Below are 19,436 nucleotides of genomic sequence, written 5' to 3' on the forward strand. Positions count from 1 at the left end.
CATTTAGACCATGCTCACATCCAAGTGTATTCCTTCTAACAGGTAATACGAACCACTTTTGTAAAGGTTTCATTTTTCATCACAATTCATTAAAGGATTTCTCGGATAGCTAAAGAATGATTGTCTTGTACCAGTATGATAAAATTTGATCTTGAGGTGAGAGAAATGAGTTTATTACATGAAGCAAGACAAGAATTGTGGCAAGAGCTGCAAGGATTGAGCGAAGAACAATTAAATCAAAAATTATCTGATGATACTTGGAGTATTCAAGAAGTTGCAGATCATTTAAAGAAGATGGACCTAGTTGCAGCAAAACATCTAGCTGCCGAGGGGAAAAAAGCACCGATTAAAGAATATGAGCCAAAGCCGGTGGAAATGGCAGAGGATCGTTCAAAAAAAGCCATCGCGCCTAGTATTGTTGAGCCAGAGCGCAAGCATGTGACACCTACACATTTAAAAGATGAACTTGATACAGCTCGTGAAAAATTAAATCAAATTTTATCAACGTTTACAGAGGAAGATTTCAAACGCGTGATTGCACATCCTGTATTTGAAGAACTTTCATTAAAGCAATACCTTGATTTTATCGGCGCACATGAAAAGCGCCATATTCATCAAATTAAAGAAATTAAAGAACAGCTATAAGATGTAAAAAAGACTCCCTTTTGGGAGCCTTTTTTCATTGTTACACTGTTTTAGGTGTTAAATCAAAGCAGCGAGCGTAAATCCAGTTGTATGCTTTTTCGTTGAGGTCTCTTGGGTTTCCAACTGTTTGCGGATCTTTCATTGCTTCTTTAGATAAACGGTCGATCATATCTTTTGGTACACCTTGTTCTTCTAATGAAGGAACTTCTAGGTCTTCCACTAAATCATACATCCAATTCACTGCTGCTTTTGCAGCTTCCTCTGTTGTCATTCTGCTTGTATCAATACCGAATGCTTGCGCAATTCGAGCGAATTTCTCTGGGTACCCTTTCCAGTTATATTCCATGACAGGTCCCATCATTGCCGCTACACATTGACCATGTGCGACTGGAATAATGCCTCCAAGCGTTTGGCTCATCGCATGGGCTGCGCCAGCTGATTCACTGCCATAGGAAAGTCCGGCAAGCATCGCAGCTTGTGCCATGCCATATCTTGCTTCCAAATCCTCTCCATCGGCAAAGGCACGGCGAATATAATGAGCAGCATATTCAATGGCCATGAGCGCTACCGCATCTGTAATTGGCTGAGCAAACTTCATCGTATAGCATTCGATCGCGTGCGCAAGCGCATCGATACCCGTCATTGCCGTCACATGCGGCGGCATAGATACATGAAGCTCAGGATCAATCACTGTTAGGTGAGCTGCAATGAGCGGTCCACCTGTGTTGAATTTGAATTCCCTTTCTTCATCAGTGATCACTGCCCACTGCGTGACCTCTGAACCTGTACCAGCCGTTGTCGGAATTGTGGTTAACGGAGGGATTCTATTTTCAAGCGGTTTTTTCCCCTCAGCCGCTTCGTAATCAAGAACTGATCCTTCATGAGTCGCTTCCACACCGATAGCCTTCGCTGTATCCATTGAGCTTCCGCCGCCTACTGCGACTAAACCATTACAGCCTTCTTTTTCATATAACGCAGATCCTTCACTCACTAAACGGACTGGCGGGTTTGGTTCTACTTTATTAAATAGAACCACATCAACTTGCGCTTCTTTTAATGAAGCAATCACTGGATCTACAACACCTGCTTGATAAATACCAGGATCTGTGACAAGCAATACCTTTGAAACGCCGTATGCTTTCACTTCTTCCCCAACATGTTTCACTGCCCCAATGCCATGCTTGATGACAGTCGGAATTTCAAACGTATGGAATTTTTGCATGCTTTCAATTTTCATATTTAAAGTCATATAGAATCTCCTCCAGATAAGTGATATTTATTTAAACCAATGAACCGCTTCTGGTTTTGAATTTCGATATAAATGTTTTAGTTCCGTATATTCTTCAAGGCCCGTACGTCCTAATTCACGCCCAAGACCTGATTGTTTATACCCACCCCACGGTGCTTGGGCAAAATAAGGGTGGAAGTCGTTGATCCATACCGTGCCTAATCTTAATTGACGAGCCACTCGTTCGGCTTTGCCGATATCAGAAGACCACACCGCTCCTGCTAAACCATAAATCGTGTCATTTGCCAGCTCGATGACTTCTTCCTCTGATCGGAAGGATTCGACAGTGAGGACTGGTCCAAACACTTCTTCCTGTACAATTCGCATCTCTGATGTACAGCCTGAGAAAATCGTCGGCAAGTAGAAGAATCCTTTTTGAAGCTCCTCTGCATCAGGTCGTTTCCCACCTGTTTCTAATGTTGCACCTTCGTCTAAACCGATGCTGACGTATTTTTCTACTTTTTCTCGATGCTCAGCTGAGATGAGCGGTCCGCTCTGGGTTCCTTCATCAAAGCCGTTGCCTAGCTTGATTTTTTTCGTACGCTTCACCAGTTCTTCTAAAAATTCATCGTGAATGGATTCTTCCACTAACAAGCGTGAACCTGCTGAACACACTTGCCCTGCATGGAAAAACACAGCATTCATTGCCTGGTCAACCGCTACGTCTAAATCAGCATCTTGAAAGACGATATTCGGGTTTTTCCCGCCGAGCTCAAGGGCGATTTTCTTCACATTCCCGCTGGCTCCCTGCATGATTTTCTTACCTGTTTCAATACCGCCTGTGAATGAAATTAAATCGACTTGGTCATTGACAGCCAGCTCATCTCCAACAGTTGCTCCAGGTCCAAGCACTAAGTTGGCAACGCCTGCTGGAACACCCGCTTCTTCCATAAGTTTGAAAACTTTGATCGTGGTTAATGGTGTAATTTCACTTGGCTTTAGTACGATTGTATTTCCAGCTGCAAGGGCAGGAGCGATTTTCCAGCTCGCTTGAAGCAATGGATAGTTCCAAGGAGTGATTTGACCGCATACACCGACAGGTTCTCGGACTAATTCGCTTTTTGAGTTTGGAATAGGCGATGCAATGATTTCCCCGCCATCCTTATCAGCAAGACCTGCATAATATTGAAATACATTCGCAATATCGTCCATATCTGCTTTGCTTTCCTCTAATGTTTTGCCCGTATCAAGTGATTCTAATTTGGCTAATTCATCTAGGTCTCGCCTAATCAATTCCGCAATTTTGAACACAATATTTCCTCTTTCAAGTCCAGGCATGTTTGCCCAATCACCTTGATCGAAGGTTTTTCTTGCTGCCTTAATGGCTAACTGCGCGTCATTTCTTGATCCTTCACTGACTGTCGCGATCACTTCTTGATTAAATGGATTGATGATATCTCTTGTGTCGCCACTCTTAGCGCCAACCCATTGTCCATCGATAAATAGTGTTTGACTCATAGAAGGAACCTCCTCTGATTCTTTTTGGTAAGTTTGTTAAATAAAAATTTAACGTTTTGAACATAATTAACTTAACATGTTCAAATTTTTCTGTCAAAGGGTGGATATGCTTCTTTTATTTTGACATTTTGCATTCTTTCGTTAACATATAGTCCATAAAGATTTTTTTGAACGTATTGAATTCACTTAATAGAAAGCAGGGACAAGATGAAAAAGCAGGAACAGCCACAAGCAGAAGAACGCATTTTAGCTGCTAAAGACCTCGTCATTGATTCCATCGCTGAAACAATGGATCTCTATGGCATTACTAGAAGTGCGGGTATTCTATATGGGACGATGTATTTAAATGAGGAAATGACGCTGGATGAAATGCGTGAAGAGCTGCAAATGAGTAAGCCTAGTATGAGTACGGGTGTGAAAAAACTGCAAGACATGAATATTGTCAAAAAGACCTTTCACCGTGGCCGAAGAAAACACAGCTTTGTTGCTGAGAAAGACTTTTTTAAGTTTTTCATGAACTTCTTCCCGCAAAAATGGGAACGAGAGGTTGAGGTCAATCTAGCAGCGATTGAAGAAGCGCAAGAACGCCTTCAAGATGTAGCTCGTGATGATCAGGCGGAGGAACATGAAAAAGAGGAAGCGAAACAGCTCATTGAACAGCTTGAAAGCTCAAAAGCCTATTATGACTGGCTTAGACGATTAGCCCACTCGGTTCATTCGGGAGACATCTTTGACTATATTCCGATTGATCAGAAAGAAAAATAGCCGGGGTGTTTGTGTTTTACAGCTTGAATTTTACAGGAGGATTGATTATAATAAGTTATGTCGTAATACTTCGGGGCATTAGCTCAGCTGGGAGAGCGCTACGCTGGCAGCGTAGAGGTCAGCGGTTCGATCCCGCTATGCTCCATACTCCGGTAAAATGGCGGTATACCAACGTTTACTTAACGGTGACTTAGACGTTGACTTAACGTGGTGTACCGCTCCTATGTCGCGCAGTGTAGCGCACCGGTAAATTAGTCGTCTTCTATACGAATAGGAGGCGATTTTTTAATGCATTCAGAACGACGGAAAGGTAAGCGTGTCTAGGCGGAAAGGACGATCACTAAACCCACGCGCGGAAAAACGTATTCAATCTCGGTCATCTGCGAGAAAATATGCGCGGCCAAGCTCGCGGAAAATAGGGCCCCGGAAACTATCGATCGGTACCGGAGGGCGTGTCGTTACTTATTAGAATACGCGCGTATGATCGGACTAGACGATGACATACGTGATATAGACGTCGACTTTGCTCGCGGCTTTGTTGCACGAACGAGTTAAATTCGACGGCCATAAGTTCAAAAAAGACGAACACAAAACGCCCGGCATGTCGCCGAAGTCCGTAAACGATTATATAAAGACGCTCCGGACACTCTTCCGATTTGCTCAACGCGAAGGGTCGGTTTTATTGAATCCGTTTGATGATACGCATATCCGGCTGTGGAGATTATAAAGCTTAAAGAAAAATAGGAAAAATACTCTTAAGAGTGAGCTTTGATGTTAGAAAACAAAATAAATCTACGAACTGTTTGAAATATTTTAACCGTGACTATCCTTTCCGTATGTATTTAAGTACAGCGCCCTCGGCTCCGCCTCGTCCGCAAAAAAAGAGACGCTCGCCCTGAACGTCCCTACTCACCGCCTTCTTCGTCCTCTATTTCGAACAGGTCTTCGTACTTCCATCCGCCAGCTCTCATGATCGCAACAACCTGCCAATCCTCGTGCCGGCCATTCGAATCGAACCGCGAGATAGAACCCTGCGGAACGCCCGACGCCTCGGACAGTCTTGTTTGCGTCCAGCCATCCGCCTTCATTAGTTCCTTCAGACGCGGCCTTACGTTTATGCTCTCTAAACTGCCGCCGCACTCTACCTTTAAGCCGATGCTTGGTGTAATTAATTATCGGAAGCAGTTTACAGGAAACAAAAAAAGCACCCCTCGGATGCTAACTTTATTAGTTTAAATCTTCCATTACTCTGAACCCTCTTACTTCGGCTCTTCTCGCATAAATTTCTCTATAAATAGCATGTACAGCAGCTATTGGATCAGAATCTTTATTTATTCCCCTAACCCTAAACTTTTTTAAATCAGTTCTCGCCATAGTATCTGAAGAACCTTCTTCATCCCAATAGTTTAACTCTAATATTTCTTTTCTAGCTAGGTTTAATAAGCTCCTGGCAATAGGAGAATCTCTTAAGTCTCCTTCTCCTGTTTTTCCTGGTGCTTTTAGGATCACCTCGTAAGTATCACTGGCGTCTGATTCGAAACCTTGAATCCAGTAATTATTTAAATCATTATCATCAAAAATTTGGGTTCCATTAATTATTCTACGTCCATTTTGAAACAACTTCACTCTTAAAAGAGTTACTCTATTATTCTCAAAAACCCTCACAAAATCTTCATCATCTACAGCCCTTTGAGTATTTTGAATATTAAATACCGATCCATAAATATTTTGAAATGCTTCTTCTAAAATCATTCCAACTCTCGACATCGTTTGATCTTTATTGAGGTTTGTCGGAGGATAGTTTCTGTGTTGGACAAGCATTCTTTTTTCTTGTAAATCGAGAGCAAAGAAAGTATTAAGGTAAGGAGCGACATCAGGCGCAAAGCTGTTTTTATCTTCATCAACAGAATTGACATTAGGCGCATGTTCCTCACTGAAGCAGAATGTAATGATATTCTCAGTAACATCAATCTCATTAGTTATACAGTATTCAAAACCATACTCACCGGGAAGTTTCGCTACACCCCTTAAGTATTCAAACAATTCATTTGTTCTTAATGTTAGATCATTTGCACTAATTAGTTGGTATACCCTGAAATCCATATGCATAAGAAGACCTACCTTTTCGTTTAATAAAAGATAGGTTTATAATATCGCATTTTTTGAATAATTTTCAAATTATATGTTGTAAATTTCCACATCATCAATATCTATCCATGTTTCAAAACCCATATCGTCTGATAGCCTTATTTCAGTACCGTGTTTACCTTCTTTAATTTCTTTAACAAAACCAATTAATCCAAATATTTCTTCATCGCTATTAGATACAACCTCAACTTTATCATTTAAAGTCAAAATATATCCTCCTTTTAAAGCTGTTTTTTTTATCATATTCATCTTACAACCACATCCTTATCTATTCAACAGTTCATTTTGTATTATTATGTAATATAAACAAAATTATTCTAAATTTATCTGTAGAAACTTCCCGAATAATTTTCAAGGGGCTAAGATATATTATTTACCTAATCCCTAGATCGCTAGATCGCTAGAGCAAGTTAAATATTGTGGTGAATAAGGAAAATTAACCCTCCTTGTCCCCCCCTTCCATTTTGCACTGCAGGATTTTAAGTGATTTTCAAATACGTTTCTCGTTTAAAACTACGAATAATGCGTTTCCATCTTCGTCAGGAAATAACGAAATCTCTTTCGGATAGATGTCCTGGAAGCGCGGATGACTTAACGGAGATAACTAACGTAGAAATAACGTCGTGAAAGCTGGCAGCGTAGAGGTCAGCGGTTCGATCCCGCTATGCTCCATTATCAAAAGCCTATCCAATGATGGATAGGCTTTTTCATTTGATTTTACTCATAAAAGATTATTTGTCTGGTTCTTGAATTTGATAACCAAAGACTCCTTTTATCTCAACATCCCCACAGCCTTCTTTTTTGGTCAGTTTAATACCATGGGGTCTATAAATGTAGCGCCCACTTGATAAAATTCGGTCTGTTGCACTTAGATCATATTGGTTACCTGTATACTCTTTGACTGATGACGGAAAATCCGTTCCTGATAAGGATGTTCTGAAGAGTGTCACCTCTAAAGTACAACCCTCTGCATTTAGTATAGAAAATTGGTAGCCGTGAGTAGATGGATATTGTTCAGGATTATTTTGACCTCCTGGTACCCACAGATATTTTTCCTGTTCCGTCATGATGAAATCAACTTCTACTTCTCGATAAATGGTCTTAGCTGCAACCTTTTCCATATTAAAATGGAACATGACAATGAAACAAAGAGACATCATTACACTTATCCGCTTCATACAACCCCTCCATTCATTTTTACTATTATACAACAAATAAAACCAAAAATGGTTTTATTTTACTTTTTTATAATAAATAAGGGTTGATTCATTCCATATGTGTTAACTTTCTATGACCTTTCTTAATGTTTCTTTGGTCTTTGGACCATATATGCCATCTGGGGTTAACCCATGCATCATTTGAAATCGAGACACTGCATTCGCAGTCTTGGGTCCGTAGTACCCATCGATTCCATTATTGATCGCTCCCTTATCAGGATAAAAATAAATCGATGCTAAGGCTTGTTGTACGGCCTTTACAGCTGACCCTTTTGTAAGAGGCTTCGTCACTTTTAAAATACCTGCAGGCAAACTGTATATTTTTTTGACCTTGTTGGTTTTAGATGTTGATCTCGTTGATATGGTTTTGATAGATGTTTCTTTCACCGGTTTAGCTGCTGTCATTTGACTTGATGCTGATGCAATACCAGCCTTGAAGCCATCCCAACGATTTAACAGCTTACGCGGACACTCTTTCCCGCTCCAATGTTTATGCGGCACCACGTTTGATAAAGGAATTCCTAAATCCCCCATCAGTTTTCGAATGAGCCATTGGGCGCTTTTAACGGCTTGTTCAAAGTCACCGCCTGCATTTTCACAAATTTCAATTCCAATTGATTTCATATTGCCGGTTCCCCTGCCATCTCCTGCATGCCAGCCATTTTCGTTTAAAGGTAAATGCTGATAAATGACCTGATCATCGACCGTGTAGTGCCAGCTAACCCCGGTACTTGCCCGAGCAACAAATGCTGCATGATTTGCCGCATCAGCCCCCCGTCCAGTGTTCGATGTATTATGCACCGTAATATAGAGCGGCTTCATCCTGTTTCCTGGTCTGTTGCGATTTTGTTTTGGGATGAGTGCTTGAATGATCTTCACCATATTGTTTCTCCTTCAAAAATTATTTTGTTAACCCTCTTTGTTTCAGGGCATCTTTTTGCAATTGACCTTTATAGGTCACATAATTATTTTTAAACCAAGCGATCACGGCAGTGACCATAGTGAAAATTGTGGAACCCGCCACATATAGTGCCTCTCCTGCGGTTTGCACTTGCTCTTCGCTAATCGGCAGCACTGTTTGTCCAAACATGACAAGCGTTTGGTTGATAAGCGCAATAAAAAGAAGCACTGTGCGAATCACAGTGCCTTTGTCGAATGTTTTCATGATGTTTTCCTCCTATTTTAAATTCCGTTCAATTTTATCGAGCTTGTCGATCACGACGTCATACTTCTCACTAAACTTTGCTAACACATCATTTTGCGCCTCGATTTGCTCATTGAGTTTGTTTTCTCTTTCCTTTGTCGTGTTTAATACGTAAAACAGCACCCAACAGAACAACACCGCAAACGGTCCTTGTGTCATTAAATATTGAGTCAAATCCATTTCCACTACACTCACCTACTCCCTCACTTTGCACATTCTAAAAGAAGGCAAAATAAAAATGCCTATTCAGCGTTAGTTGCATATTCTTCGTTTGTTATTTCTTTGTATTGTTTCGGCGTAATCTTCTCGAAACGAACAAATTTTGCTACATCTTCATTTTCATAACACTTCCATTGATAGAACAATGAAATACTATGGAACCAATTCAATTAAATTACCCCCTTTTCAGTCAGTAACATGACAAGTTCTGCTGTTGTTTTTGATTGTTCCTCTGCTCTCTTTTCTGACTCTGCAAGTTGCTGAAGCAGATTAGCATTTTGCTTCTTTAAAAGTTCTATATCACTTGGTGGAAAAGAGGCTGGCTTTAAGCTATCGATATACTCTTTGGATGCTGATTCAAACCACTCTCTCGTTTCCTCATCATATTCAGGAACATATAAATTCTCTTTCGGTCTTACATCCGTCGCTTTTTTCGGCATCTCATCATAATCACTTATTACATCTTCGCCTTGATATTTAAACTTCTCGTCATAGTAATAAATGTGCATTTATCTTCCCTCCTTTACCATAGTGGAATAGATTCATTTAATTCAAATCTGCTTACATACGAGTTGTCATTGGCGGACATTCCATCAAAACGTAATGAACCATCTGTATCGAGTATAAATCTAGCAGCTCCATAGGACCCTACCGTTGCGCCGACAAACACAGTTTTAGCTGAAGGTTTTTGAGTAAAACGTGCTATGACTGTTTCATTTGCTGGAACTCCTTCAAACGATCCCCGAATGTGTAAAGTATTTAGACGTATGGAGAATTTGAGAGGGTTTCCCGCAAAATGTTTTATTGTTGTGCCAGCGACTAACGTTACTTGATTCCATGTACTGCTTATATCATCATCTGTAAGGACACGTGTCCACTTAGTCCAAGTAGAATCTGTTTTTTTAACTCTGTAGTATGATTTACGTCCTTCTTTCTCATATACAGTTTGTAATAGGGTAGTCCCATAACTGATTACAATCATAAAGGCTCCACCAATTAATTCAGGCGCGTTTAGACCTTTGTTATAGATAAGATAAAGCCCTGTATCAGTTATCTCGTTGTAATCTGTGATTTCACTTACACCTCTATAAATTGGCTTACCATTATTTTCGGTCAATCTATATAATTGACCATTATTCCATCTGTCTTTATCAGCTATTGTCGGCAGCTGCGTCCAAGTAATAGATATATGGCCCAAATTATAGTAGAAGTAATATGCATTGCCTGCTGTGTCTATTGCGAAACCTGTTCCAATATTATTTTGCCCCACTGTCTGTATCCCTCTAATGGCATATTGTGAAGGGCTATCCTCTATTCCGCTGGGAGCATAAAAAGTGCATGTTCCTTTTTCCTTAATTGAGTCAAAAATTTTTGAGCCGACAGGAACATTTAAAAGTTGTACTCCACTATCTCCTGTAATTTTATACAGCTGCGATTCATTCCATTTCTTTTTTTCTACTTCTGAAGAGTGTTGGCTCGGATCATTGATATGAAGAGTTATTTGTTCTGATATACCAGTATCGTTATGGAGCAATGTTTTCAACATATCGTTGAATAAATCAGCATGAGCCTTGTCACTCGTCTCAAAAGAACGTGGAGTTTTTATATCCATTGTGTTTTCTCCTTTCTACAATTTCGTATGTTGTTTCGAGTTTTATCGATTAATAATTTTTTAACTTTTACCAAAAGTAATACATTCATTCTAATTATGACACGCAGCTTTTTCATCAGTAAATACAGATAGACGCTCTATGAAATTGTGGAGTGTTATCTTTTCCCATAATTGAGCCAATTATTTCAATAATAATGTGAGCCCCTGTTCTCGTTCCTTTTTGTATTGAGCACATTAAACAGTAAGAAAGGTAATTGGGTCTTATGAAATTAAATTTTAACGACATCTACTTCCATTTGAATCACCTTCTTTCCGGCAAAAAAATAAAGCCATTAGGCTTTGTATATTTCTCCAGTTATATTTTGATAGTCTTCTGCCGAGATCCAGCCAATGCTTACATAAAATGCAATGTCCTCTGGGCCGTAACACTGCCAGTCCCAGAATTGTTTGATATCCGCTACAGTTGGAAACATCATTCTGAAGCACCTACTTTTTGCATAGCTAATAGCTGCGTTAATTGTTTTGATAACAAAGCATTTTGTTTCTTTAAAAGTTCGATATCACTTGGCGGGAGTGGGGCCGGTTTTAAGCTGTCTATATACTCTTGGGTCGCTGATTCATACCATTGTTGTTTTTTTACATCAAATGCTGCTTTATAGAAGGATGGATTATTAGGTGGAGCAATTGTTGTACATTGATCTGGCACTACATAATTTCCTTCGTCATCCACCTGAGACACTTCTATAGGTCTGACCAATTCGTATCGATGATTGTATTCATAGACTTGTATCATACTATCACTTCCTTAATTTAATGGGATGACCGTGTCTAAATAGTAGCCAGTTACCGCACTATCATTTGCTGATAATAAACCAGTTAGCTTTAGCTCTCCTGTTTTGTATATAAGTAATTTACTATGACCCGTTGTACCTGATACGGGAACTGATACTACTAGTCCTTTATCTGGTAAGCCTGTAATTGGAATACTTCCACAGATAACTTCTCTATTTGCTTTTAGGTGACCTCTCAACAATAATAAATTTCCCCATCTAGTATATTCAACTGGTCTTTCTCCAATAGAAGAACCATTACCTAAGGTTACATTTAGCCACTTAACATTTTCAAAATCAGCATCAGTCACTAGTTTTTTCCACCCTTTAAAAACACCATCAGTATGGACTGTTCCGAACCAATGAGTGTTGTCGTAACTTCTGCAGACATGAATGGTCTTTCTACCATTTACAGTTTCTAAGATATCGATATTAAACCAAGAAGAATCATTATCGACAGGCATATTTACAATATTAGATCCTACAGCAAAGTAAAAGCCGGATGGCAGCGTTAAAATATCAGTTCCTATTGACATTGAAAGTCTTAATCCCTTTGAATTTAATAGGTTATGGTCATTGAGACGTTTCCAACCGCTCCACTCTTGTTGTGTCCCCGTTACATCAGTTGTTGAACGATTAATATAGACATCTCCTGTATTGTTTGCACCGATGACCCATCCATAGGTATTTTCACTAAAAACAGACAAAGCCCTCATTGAACTTCTTGTCGGAAGATCTGGATGTGCTTCATGAATGTACCATGAATGAACTCCCGGCAATTTTATCAGCTTATCTAAAATACTAGGATCATCCGCATTAATTCTTTCAAAAGCTTTTCCATCGTCAGCAGTAATTTTAGATAGTTGTCCTGCGTCCCATTTGTTTTTTTCGTTTTGAGTAGGCATTTGCAGCCAATTGATCGCAATGTCATTCACATGATAGTAAAAACAAAATGCATTACCTGAAGTGTCGATTGCGATTCCTACACCGATATTATTTTGACCTATTAGCTGAAAGCCTCTTAATGCAGCATTTCCTATAGCTGGAGAATCGACTACTCCAGAACCACCTGGCGCATAAAATGAGCAAGCCCCTAGCGCTTTAATTCCCTCGTAGATACTGCCACCAGCAGGGATATTAATCAATTGGGACCCGTTATCATTTGTCAGTTTATATAGCTGTGATTCATTCCATTTTTTCTTTTCTGAACCAGATACGTGAGGAATTGGATCTCCCTTATGAAGGTTGAATTGTTCTAGTAGTTCCTGATCATTTTCAATCAAAATTTTCACTAAATCGTTAAAGAGATCTGCATGAGCTTTATCACTCGTCTTAAAAGGTTGAGGTGTTTTTATAACGGTTTCTCCTTCCAAAAAAAACTTTATTACTAAGCGATATTATGATAAAAGCAACTAGTTCACTTCGTTCTAAATCGGAAACCAAACGTGATAAATTCATTAGGATTCAGATCATTAGAACAATATTGGACACAAACTTTTCCATCTGTCCCGATTGCTGTCCTATGAATTTGTGGTGTACTACTCTTCCCTATGCTTGACGCTACTCCAATAAAGTGAGTCGATTGCATTGGTCTAAATCCTTCTTTTAAGGTAAAAGCAACAGAGTCAAAACCAACCTTACCACCGGTAATTGACCCAATAATTTCAACCACACCTAATGCATCTTTACTATATTGCACGGTGTGGGGAATACCATCGACAGAATTATATATTTTCCAACCATTTTCGAGCTGCGGAAGTTCTACCTTGTTCCACTTCACCTCTTCATCCGCAGCAGACAGTAACCTACGCCAGCCCTGCCAGCCTAAATTTAAATCAAGATAATTCGTAAAGACGTTATTGCGATAATCTACAGCAATCACCCACCCAAACGTCCCCATGTTATTACTGTCCGCAGATGTAAAGTGATAAAAACCGCGTGCAGATAAAGCTGAAGGATTGTCCTGTACACCTGCTGGAGAATAAAATGTGCCAAATGTTTTTCCCGCCTGTGTAATTTTATCGAGTAAACTCTCTGTAGTTCCTACAGATACACGTACACCACCCGTGTCATTTGTAATTTTAATTAATTGGCTGCCATTCCATTTATCTTTATCAACTGTTCTCGGCAGCTGCGTCCAAGTGATAGATACATGGGTAGAATTATAGAAGAAGTAATATGCATAACCCGACGTGTCTACCGCAAATCCAGTACCAATGTTATTTTGTCCAACAGTCTGTATTCCTCTTAAATAAGCATTGCTGGGTGCAGGGGAATCTTCTACCCCTGGGGATGCAATGAAAGTACAGGTCCCCTTATCTTTTATCTCATCATAAATATTTTTGTCAGCTGAAACAGAGATCAAGTGTTTGCCGTCATCACCTGTGATCTTATATAACTGCGATTCATTCCATTTCTTCTTCTCTTCTTCAGATGCATGTGGCTTGGTGTCATCAATATGGCCAATGTGTTGTTCTAACAGTCCCTGATCATTCTCAAGTAAAACCTTTACCATGTCATTGAATAAATCAGCATGGGCTTTGTCGCTAACTTCAAATGACTTTGGTTTTTTTATCTCCATTTCCATCTACTCCTTCTTTTAGAAAGTTTGGGTCAATTTCTTTTAATTGCTCTAAAGTCAGTATGTGCTGGTGATATCCCTCTTTCATCTCTTCCATTGAACAATCCCCTAATTCAATGGCTTGTTTGACCAACTCAGGTGTCACCCATTGAAAATATAATGCCATGACCCAATAATTCATGTTTCACTCCCTCCTTTAATGAAAAGAATCTCACTTTTTAGCGCCTTTAGTTCTTTTGTTAGATGATCACATTGGTGTTCAAGTTGTTTTCTCATCAGCTTTTCTTTGGCTACTTCTTGTGCTAGATAATCTAGTGGAAGAGGTGGTTGATACATCTGGTTGGCTTTGGATTCTTCCCACCATTTCTTCAACTCTTCTACCGTTGGCTTTGGCACATCTAGATACCACTCGTTTATATAAGAACCGTCGCCGTCATTTCTTAGTTCAAAATCTTTTTGTGGGTCCGCAGCGGGGTATTTATACTTAATGGCTTCATATAAAATCATCTGACTCCTCCTACACTCTCGGAAAATTACGGCCGCCTAATTCCGTAATATCGAAATAGTTGTACCAGCCTGAATTATCAGATATATAACGATCGGAATTTCCCGCATATCCTATATACATGTAAATTTCAATGTAATCTCCTTTATTCGCTGGCACATTCGCAGCCCCATATAAACCTATATCAAGTTTTGCCGTTTCAGAGGGTGTGGCAGGGAGATGTCTATAATGAGATATATTTTTATAATTTTTACCATTTAAAAAAATAGACAGCTCAAAATTTGCATACATTTGAACTGTCTCAATATAGACTCCAGCGTTTACTAGATACATACCGTTTTCCGGACAAATAAAACGACTATTTTTTATATCAAAATGATTGTGACTATCTTTTATTTTTCGATTAAAAAGGATTTTTTGTCGCTCTGCATTATTAAGCAGCTGCTTACCAGTTGTGCCAATATTCGTATGAAGAAAACCAGAGAGTTTATGCCAGTCGGTCCACCCCGATCCCGTCCACCAATGCCTGCACCAAATTCCAGTACTATCAAAATAATTACCAGCTTCGTTTCCAGTGCCATAATAGTATTGTACAAATCGAAAATTACTGATCTTCTCATTCTTCACAAAGCCATATCTCGTCGGATATCCCTTATCATTGGCTTGGCCAATATCCATAAACGTAATGCCAATTGGATATTCCTCACCGCTGACTGATGCATCTTGAATGGCTTGGTCGCCTGTTAAAATAAACAAGCTTTCATTCGTGATCCCTGCTATTTGTTGACTGAGCGCATTGTCATTCTCCACAAGTGTGTTGACCATCCTGTTAAATAAGTTGGCATGGGCTTTGTCAGAGGATTCAAACGGTAAAGGTGATTTTATGTCCACTTCTTTTCCCCTCCATTAATAAATATCATCAATCTCAAAAACAAATTCGATGTCGCCGTCTTTTTGTTTGTCTGTCATGGTGCGGATGGCGGTGAATTTGCCGGCCTCGTCGACAAGGGCTAGTTCATTGATGACTTCGCCTGCGAGTTCTCCTTCAGCGATGGTGCAGGTGTAGCGGATTTTTGCCGGTTCCATGAAGGTAAATGAATCAATATTTTTTTGAATCAGTTCTTTTTTGAGTGCTTGTTCGGTTCCGTCAAGAGAGATCGGTTTTCCATCCTTTGTTCCTCCATTTCCGAATGCCATTTTGACGACTTTTGTGAGTTTTGTTCCTTCTGCTCGTGCCTTTGCCATTTGTTGACGTGCATATAGTGTGGTTACGGTTAATTGATCAGCCATTGTGATCCTCCTTATAGGTCTATTTTTTTAGAAGTTGCTGCTAGCATTTTTGATCCATCAAGCGGAATGGATCCATCGAGAATCCAATAATGCTCCTTGATCAGTAAACTGCCGTCTTGTTCATTTTGAACATGTACCGGTAAGCGGAACGTCATCCTCTTTTGCGTTTGATGTGAAAGCTGGTTCTTTGCGCGCAAAGTCAGCGTAGCTGCTTGATTCGTTTCATGCGATGCTCCAGTCATGACATAATTCAGACGATATGCTGTTTCTTTCTCTTGTTGAAGCGGCATTCTCATCTTTAATGAATGCCGAAAGCGAGCAGGGACCTCCGTAGTACCTCGTATCCCGCTGAGATAGAACGTTCCATTTAATACGAATTCACCATTGAGTAAAATTGGAATATGATCGAAAAAGCCCACTCTGCTTCGCAGTGTGAGCCGCTGGTGATGATCATTTGTTTCATGAACATCGGTATGATGAATGGCGGTGAACGTATACGCCAAATGTGCTGGCTTTAACGTTTCGAGTATTTCGACGATATATCTTGTGTTTTGCAGGTCATCCAGGTTCACACGCAATGCAAAATGATAACGGTTGACTGTAAGACGGATGATTGCACTCGGATTTTTAAGAAATCGATTCACAGATTTCTCTAATGACAGATACGTAATTGGTGGAATGTTCGACATCATATTGATTAATCGTGCCCTGCGCAGCTCAATCGAATCATCTGACTCTCGCTGCACCTTGAGCATTCTTTCCCAACGATTCAATCCCCACGTCGCTGTTAAAGGGAAAAATTGATCCGTTACATCAAAAATGGATTCGTCCAATTGTTCAAACTCTGGCGCCTCTGTTTTTAGTAAATGATCCACATCATAAATCTCTGTGAAATAAGGCGGCAAGTAGTTTTTCATTTCATCAAGTTTGCTCAATAACCTTCACCTGCCTCAGACGTGGTATCTCAATGTCCTGTAATACTAAGTTTTTTGACTCCCCATTCAATAAGACGTTTGCATAATCGGACACACTCTCTGAATGGTACAAAATATCATTTAAGGCGGACATTCGAATCGTACTTTTTTCAAATGCGATTGATTTTAACAGTGCTTTGACCTTTTCTTCTATTTCTTTTTGCGCACCCTCAAGTGTCCAGTCCATCTGAAGTTCGACGGACACTTCTATGTCAATATCCAGCCACTTGGCGCTTTCCACAGTTGTTTTTGAGCCAATAGGAGCTTGCCCTTCTCCTTCTCCCGGTACAGGATCGATATACTCCTGGACCCTTTTGACAAGAAGCTCAGAGGCTACATCTAGATTGCCGTCTGTGATGACAATTTTGACCGTTCCCTCTCCATTCCATAGTGGGAACACTTTCGCTCTGCCGACACCAACCACTTCCTCGGCCCACTTTTTGTAATGTGCTCTGTTGGCACTGACAGCCTCTCGCCTTGCGCGTATTAAATACCGATCGTATAATGACGCATCATCTTCTTCCTCTTGCCCTGGTATCACCAATTCCTTCATGATCATCGACTCTAGACCCGGAATGGTATCAAGCGATAGCAACGGCTGACCTGTTAATTGCCCATTGCCGGCTGTACCTGTTGTCTCGCATTCTAGTGTACCGTCCTTTGAAAATTGAAAATAAACATCTTCAATAAAGAATCTTGATCCTGCTGGAATGTTTACGTTCTCTGGTTGAATGGTTACGGACCAGACCGCTTTGGTGGCTGGCTTTCGTTCAATCCCCACTTCTGCTGCTCGTCGATCTAAAAATTCCCCCTGTGCTGTATCAGCAAAGACAAGCTCAAATACTTGATCAAGCCAAATATACGACTGAGCCAGTTCAGCAGCAGCAGGTGCCAAGGCATTCCAAATGACGCTGTTTTCTCTTTTATCTATGTCATCTGGCAGCCTGTCCAGCATTCTTTCCATCAACGCCTCATACGTTTGCTCCTCAAACATCTCCCTCCATCACCTCCTCTATTTCTAATGTGCCTTCATCTGTGACAATGGCTAGTTTGACTTGAAAGGCATCATTTTGCTTCGTGACCTCTATCTCTTCAATATGATCAATCCGCTCATCAACGACCAATGCTTCTTCTAGCAATCTTGGAATCTCCATTTCTTTGTATTCATCTGTTGCTTCTGTATCGGTCAATAACTCCTGAATTTCAGTGCCAATGTCGTGACTGTAAATGGGATGTGCATAGCGCTCTGTTCGCAATGTCATATAAATAAATTGACGGATCGCTTCAATGCCTGTAATGGCTTCATTTGTCAGCCTACCATTTTCAAAATCTATGCGATACGTCGTCGAGGTTTCTACCTCTTCGTCTTCTTCTGTTTCCTCGATTTCTTCCTCTGGTGAAAGTGCCACATTCATCACCTCCCTTACAATTTGTCGATGATGTAAAAGGACTGCCCTCCTGCCATTGCAAGTACCATAATGCTGTCTCCCCTTTTCAACTCATCATCCTCACCCTTATTTAAGCGTTTAGGCCAAATAAGCAGTTCTTCTGGAATGATCAGCTTACTGTTCTCATTTAATCGGATGTGAAGAGGCGAAGCCATTGTGACCTCTCCAATCACCAGATCAATTGGAGAAGCTGCATCTACTGCATTGACAGCGAGTCGTTTAATTGCTTCACTTAATCTCATGCTTGATCACCCTTTGGCATGGAATTTTTCTCAACGACGTCAATTGTCATGGTGTGCTTCACTCCATTGAATTCATGCTTGTCTTGATCGATCCAGTAGGTTTTTTTGATGTTGATTTCAGGGATTTTCAAATAGATTGGCAGACCGCTTTGCAGTTCAGGGATTCCAAGTGCTTGTATGCTTTTCACTTCTTGTTTGACGCCTTTTTTTTCAGCTAGGCGTACTTTCGCTCTTTTTTGAAGCTGCGGCTGGTTGATTTGACCTGTGACCGTCTCCACATGCTGTAAAATGCCGTACTGACTCTGACCCGCTTTATCCTGTTCGATCACCACAATATCTGATTTGCTACCTTTTTTCTTATTCTTCCCCTGTTCGTCTACAGACGTGCGCATCTTCACACGTGTTGCTGTCTCTTCAATGGAGGTGCTGTACTGATAACCGATGAGGTTGACGCCTGATTCAATGACCCACACGTCCTCTGGATCGGGCCAAGCTCTCAGCCCCATCTTGCCTTTAGCAGAATAAATTTGATAATTTCTACCGGTTTGCCGCTTCGTTTCTTTCAATGCTTTTAAAATGATGTCATATAAACTCGTGTCATTTTTAAAAACGAGAGACTTCATGACATGTCCTGTATTTGCGATGGATGTCATAGGAATTTGAAAGTCTGCCCCGATCCGCCTCAAAATTTGATCTGCCCGTTGATTTGAAAAAACATATACATCTTGGTTTTTCACTAAATATTGGAGCATATCGTATGCGGTAAAGGTCAGCTTTCCTTCAACAGGCGTCCTAGAAAACACGATGCCTCTGAACAGCTCTTTTCCTTTCCATTTAAAAAGAACCGTGTCTCCTTCTGAGACACGGTAATATGTTTGACTGCCTTGCTTTGTGATAATATTCGCCTGAATAGAGCGAGGGGCCTGATACCTTTGCCCCTGAAGTGTCACACTCTCTGTGACAAGCTCATACATCGTGCCGCTTCTGATGGCAAAAAGCTCAATCAATGT

At 40.4% G+C, this 19,436-nt stretch carries 27 protein-coding genes and 1 tRNA gene; 3 read left to right on the forward strand and 25 right to left on the reverse strand.

Annotated elements, in window-relative coordinates:
* The first annotated feature begins 165 nt into the window (after window positions 1-165).
* A complete protein-coding gene (locus NSQ17_RS14680; RefSeq protein ID WP_041091922.1) occupies window positions 166-645 on the forward strand; it encodes a DinB family protein in 480 nt (159 codons plus the stop codon).
* Between the two features lie 40 nt (window positions 646-685).
* On the opposite strand, the gene NSQ17_RS14685 is transcribed toward NSQ17_RS14680, so the two are convergent.
* Complete coding sequence (locus NSQ17_RS14685; RefSeq protein ID WP_025207855.1) at window positions 686-1,894, reverse strand: iron-containing alcohol dehydrogenase; 1,209 nt, start codon at window positions 1,892-1,894, stop codon at window positions 686-688.
* Window positions 1,895-1,921: 27 nt separating this feature from the next.
* Window positions 1,922-3,391: a betaine-aldehyde dehydrogenase gene (gene betB / locus NSQ17_RS14690; protein ID WP_058336836.1), complete on the reverse strand. Its 1,470-nt coding sequence runs from the start codon at window positions 3,389-3,391 to the stop codon at window positions 1,922-1,924.
* Between the two features lie 207 nt (window positions 3,392-3,598).
* Here betB and NSQ17_RS14695 point away from each other — a divergent pair, with 207 nt between their 5' ends.
* Both NSQ17_RS14695 and NSQ17_RS14700 read left to right on the forward strand, forming a co-directional pair.
* Window positions 3,599-4,156 (forward strand): GbsR/MarR family transcriptional regulator, encoded by a 558-nt coding sequence (locus tag NSQ17_RS14695; RefSeq protein WP_041507664.1) that lies wholly within the window; start codon window positions 3,599-3,601, stop codon window positions 4,154-4,156.
* Window positions 4,157-4,228: 72 nt separating this feature from the next.
* A tRNA-Ala gene (locus NSQ17_RS14700) sits at window positions 4,229-4,301 on the forward strand.
* A gap of 760 nt (window positions 4,302-5,061) precedes the next feature.
* Here the strand turns inward: NSQ17_RS14700 and NSQ17_RS14705 are convergent.
* The 23 genes from NSQ17_RS14705 to NSQ17_RS14815 form a co-directional block, all read right to left on the reverse strand.
* Window positions 5,062-5,244: a transcriptional regulator gene (locus NSQ17_RS14705; RefSeq protein WP_045035276.1), complete on the reverse strand. Its 183-nt coding sequence runs from the start codon at window positions 5,242-5,244 to the stop codon at window positions 5,062-5,064.
* 139 nt (window positions 5,245-5,383) lie between these two features.
* Complete coding sequence (locus NSQ17_RS14710) at window positions 5,384-6,265, reverse strand: hypothetical protein (protein WP_045035327.1); 882 nt, start codon at window positions 6,263-6,265, stop codon at window positions 5,384-5,386.
* A gap of 69 nt (window positions 6,266-6,334) precedes the next feature.
* Complete coding sequence (locus tag NSQ17_RS14715) at window positions 6,335-6,553, reverse strand: hypothetical protein (RefSeq protein WP_045035326.1); 219 nt, start codon at window positions 6,551-6,553, stop codon at window positions 6,335-6,337.
* 482 nt (window positions 6,554-7,035) lie between these two features.
* A complete protein-coding gene (locus NSQ17_RS14720; protein WP_144665800.1) occupies window positions 7,036-7,482 on the reverse strand; it encodes a biofilm-forming protein in 447 nt (148 codons plus the stop codon).
* Between the two features lie 102 nt (window positions 7,483-7,584).
* Window positions 7,585-8,403 carry an N-acetylmuramoyl-L-alanine amidase gene (locus tag NSQ17_RS14725; protein ID WP_342467551.1) on the reverse strand — a complete coding sequence of 273 codons (819 nt, stop codon included), beginning with the start codon at window positions 8,401-8,403 and terminating at the stop codon, window positions 7,585-7,587.
* Between the two features lie 19 nt (window positions 8,404-8,422).
* A complete protein-coding gene (locus NSQ17_RS14730; RefSeq protein ID WP_019743388.1) occupies window positions 8,423-8,686 on the reverse strand; it encodes a phage holin in 264 nt (87 codons plus the stop codon).
* 12 nt (window positions 8,687-8,698) lie between these two features.
* Entirely contained in the window at window positions 8,699-8,911 is a 213-nt protein-coding gene (locus tag NSQ17_RS14735; RefSeq protein ID WP_008344062.1) for a BhlA/UviB family holin-like peptide, read from the reverse strand.
* Between the two features lie 56 nt (window positions 8,912-8,967).
* Window positions 8,968-9,114 carry an XkdX family protein gene (locus tag NSQ17_RS14740; protein ID WP_079920581.1) on the reverse strand — a complete coding sequence of 49 codons (147 nt, stop codon included), beginning with the start codon at window positions 9,112-9,114 and terminating at the stop codon, window positions 8,968-8,970.
* Window positions 9,115-9,453, reverse strand: a complete 339-nt coding sequence (locus NSQ17_RS14745) for a hypothetical protein (RefSeq protein ID WP_045034523.1) — start codon at window positions 9,451-9,453, stop codon at window positions 9,115-9,117.
* Between the two features lie 14 nt (window positions 9,454-9,467).
* Window positions 9,468-10,556: a pyocin knob domain-containing protein gene (locus NSQ17_RS14750; RefSeq protein ID WP_025207860.1), complete on the reverse strand. Its 1,089-nt coding sequence runs from the start codon at window positions 10,554-10,556 to the stop codon at window positions 9,468-9,470.
* Between the two features lie 332 nt (window positions 10,557-10,888).
* A complete protein-coding gene (locus NSQ17_RS14755; RefSeq protein ID WP_178897252.1) occupies window positions 10,889-11,032 on the reverse strand; it encodes an XkdX family protein in 144 nt (47 codons plus the stop codon).
* A complete protein-coding gene (locus tag NSQ17_RS14760) occupies window positions 11,029-11,349 on the reverse strand; it encodes a hypothetical protein (RefSeq protein WP_045034524.1) in 321 nt (106 codons plus the stop codon). Before NSQ17_RS14760 ends, NSQ17_RS14755 begins: the two co-directional genes overlap by 4 nt.
* Before the next feature lie 12 nt (window positions 11,350-11,361).
* Window positions 11,362-12,759, reverse strand: a complete 1,398-nt coding sequence (locus NSQ17_RS14765; RefSeq protein WP_342467552.1) for a hypothetical protein — start codon at window positions 12,757-12,759, stop codon at window positions 11,362-11,364.
* Window positions 12,760-12,803: 44 nt separating this feature from the next.
* Window positions 12,804-13,967, reverse strand: coding sequence for a hypothetical protein (locus NSQ17_RS14770; protein ID WP_342467553.1), 1,164 nt, complete (start codon window positions 13,965-13,967; stop codon window positions 12,804-12,806).
* Complete coding sequence (locus NSQ17_RS14775; protein ID WP_041507669.1) at window positions 13,939-14,148, reverse strand: phage portal protein; 210 nt, start codon at window positions 14,146-14,148, stop codon at window positions 13,939-13,941. Before NSQ17_RS14775 ends, NSQ17_RS14770 begins: the two co-directional genes overlap by 29 nt.
* Window positions 14,145-14,474 carry an XkdW family protein gene (locus tag NSQ17_RS14780; protein ID WP_268372804.1) on the reverse strand — a complete coding sequence of 110 codons (330 nt, stop codon included), beginning with the start codon at window positions 14,472-14,474 and terminating at the stop codon, window positions 14,145-14,147. The genes NSQ17_RS14775 and NSQ17_RS14780 overlap by 4 nt, the downstream gene beginning before the upstream one ends.
* Window positions 14,475-14,484: 10 nt before the next feature.
* Window positions 14,485-15,363 (reverse strand): hypothetical protein, encoded by an 879-nt coding sequence (locus NSQ17_RS14785; protein ID WP_342467554.1) that lies wholly within the window; start codon window positions 15,361-15,363, stop codon window positions 14,485-14,487.
* Between the two features lie 15 nt (window positions 15,364-15,378).
* Entirely contained in the window at window positions 15,379-15,762 is a 384-nt protein-coding gene (locus tag NSQ17_RS14790) for a phage tail protein (protein ID WP_017359000.1), read from the reverse strand.
* Between the two features lie 11 nt (window positions 15,763-15,773).
* Window positions 15,774-16,697 carry a YmfQ family protein gene (locus NSQ17_RS14795; protein ID WP_342467555.1) on the reverse strand — a complete coding sequence of 308 codons (924 nt, stop codon included), beginning with the start codon at window positions 16,695-16,697 and terminating at the stop codon, window positions 15,774-15,776.
* Window positions 16,684-17,730, reverse strand: coding sequence for a baseplate J/gp47 family protein (locus NSQ17_RS14800; RefSeq protein WP_342467556.1), 1,047 nt, complete (start codon window positions 17,728-17,730; stop codon window positions 16,684-16,686). The genes NSQ17_RS14795 and NSQ17_RS14800 overlap by 14 nt, the downstream gene beginning before the upstream one ends.
* Complete coding sequence (locus NSQ17_RS14805) at window positions 17,723-18,145, reverse strand: DUF2634 domain-containing protein (protein WP_024719684.1); 423 nt, start codon at window positions 18,143-18,145, stop codon at window positions 17,723-17,725. Before NSQ17_RS14805 ends, NSQ17_RS14800 begins: the two co-directional genes overlap by 8 nt.
* A gap of 14 nt (window positions 18,146-18,159) precedes the next feature.
* The gene (locus NSQ17_RS14810; RefSeq protein WP_017358996.1) at window positions 18,160-18,426 is read right to left on the reverse strand and encodes a DUF2577 family protein; all 267 of its coding nucleotides are present in this window, start codon (window positions 18,424-18,426) and stop codon (window positions 18,160-18,162) included.
* A complete protein-coding gene (locus tag NSQ17_RS14815; RefSeq protein ID WP_017367933.1) occupies window positions 18,423-19,433 on the reverse strand; it encodes a hypothetical protein in 1,011 nt (336 codons plus the stop codon). Before NSQ17_RS14815 ends, NSQ17_RS14810 begins: the two co-directional genes overlap by 4 nt.
* Window positions 19,434-19,436: the final 3 nt, after the last annotated feature.

The sequence above is a fragment of the Bacillus sp. FSL W8-0629 genome, assembly GCF_038593225.1.
Taxonomy (GTDB): Bacteria; Bacillota; Bacilli; order Bacillales; family Bacillaceae; genus Bacillus; species Bacillus altitudinis.

Bases quoted from the DNA above. Each gene is read 5' to 3' on its own strand.
- NSQ17_RS14720 (WP_144665800.1), bottom strand. From the start codon at position 7,482: ATGAAGCGGATAAGTGTAATGATGTCTCTTTGTTTCATTGTCATGTTC.
- NSQ17_RS14705 (WP_045035276.1), bottom strand. From the start codon at position 5,244: ATGAAGGCGGATGGCTGGACGCAAACAAGACTGTCCGAGGCGTCGGGC.
- NSQ17_RS14770 (WP_342467553.1), bottom strand. From the start codon at position 13,967: ATGGAGATAAAAAAACCAAAGTCATTTGAAGTTAGCGACAAAGCCCAT.
- NSQ17_RS14685 (WP_025207855.1), bottom strand. From the start codon at position 1,894: ATGACTTTAAATATGAAAATTGAAAGCATGCAAAAATTCCATACGTTT.
- NSQ17_RS14755 (WP_178897252.1), bottom strand. From the start codon at position 11,032: ATGATGTTTCCAACTGTAGCGGATATCAAACAATTCTGGGACTGGCAG.
- NSQ17_RS14800 (WP_342467556.1), bottom strand. From the start codon at position 17,730: ATGTTTGAGGAGCAAACGTATGAGGCGTTGATGGAAAGAATGCTGGAC.
- NSQ17_RS14775 (WP_041507669.1), bottom strand. From the start codon at position 14,148: ATGAATTATTGGGTCATGGCATTATATTTTCAATGGGTGACACCTGAG.
- NSQ17_RS14710 (WP_045035327.1), bottom strand. From the start codon at position 6,265: ATGCATATGGATTTCAGGGTATACCAACTAATTAGTGCAAATGATCTA.
- betB (WP_058336836.1), bottom strand. From the start codon at position 3,391: ATGAGTCAAACACTATTTATCGATGGACAATGGGTTGGCGCTAAGAGT.
- NSQ17_RS14695 (WP_041507664.1), top strand. From the start codon at position 3,599: ATGAAAAAGCAGGAACAGCCACAAGCAGAAGAACGCATTTTAGCTGCT.
- NSQ17_RS14780 (WP_268372804.1), bottom strand. From the start codon at position 14,474: ATGATTTTATATGAAGCCATTAAGTATAAATACCCCGCTGCGGACCCA.
- NSQ17_RS14750 (WP_025207860.1), bottom strand. From the start codon at position 10,556: ATGGATATAAAAACTCCACGTTCTTTTGAGACGAGTGACAAGGCTCAT.
- NSQ17_RS14715 (WP_045035326.1), bottom strand. From the start codon at position 6,553: ATGAATATGATAAAAAAAACAGCTTTAAAAGGAGGATATATTTTGACT.
- NSQ17_RS14810 (WP_017358996.1), bottom strand. From the start codon at position 18,426: ATGAGATTAAGTGAAGCAATTAAACGACTCGCTGTCAATGCAGTAGAT.
- NSQ17_RS14790 (WP_017359000.1), bottom strand. From the start codon at position 15,762: ATGGCTGATCAATTAACCGTAACCACACTATATGCACGTCAACAAATG.
- NSQ17_RS14760 (WP_045034524.1), bottom strand. From the start codon at position 11,349: ATGATACAAGTCTATGAATACAATCATCGATACGAATTGGTCAGACCT.
- NSQ17_RS14725 (WP_342467551.1), bottom strand. From the start codon at position 8,403: ATGGTGAAGATCATTCAAGCACTCATCCCAAAACAAAATCGCAACAGA.
- NSQ17_RS14745 (WP_045034523.1), bottom strand. From the start codon at position 9,453: ATGCACATTTATTACTATGACGAGAAGTTTAAATATCAAGGCGAAGAT.
- NSQ17_RS14680 (WP_041091922.1), top strand. From the start codon at position 166: ATGAGTTTATTACATGAAGCAAGACAAGAATTGTGGCAAGAGCTGCAA.
- NSQ17_RS14730 (WP_019743388.1), bottom strand. From the start codon at position 8,686: ATGAAAACATTCGACAAAGGCACTGTGATTCGCACAGTGCTTCTTTTT.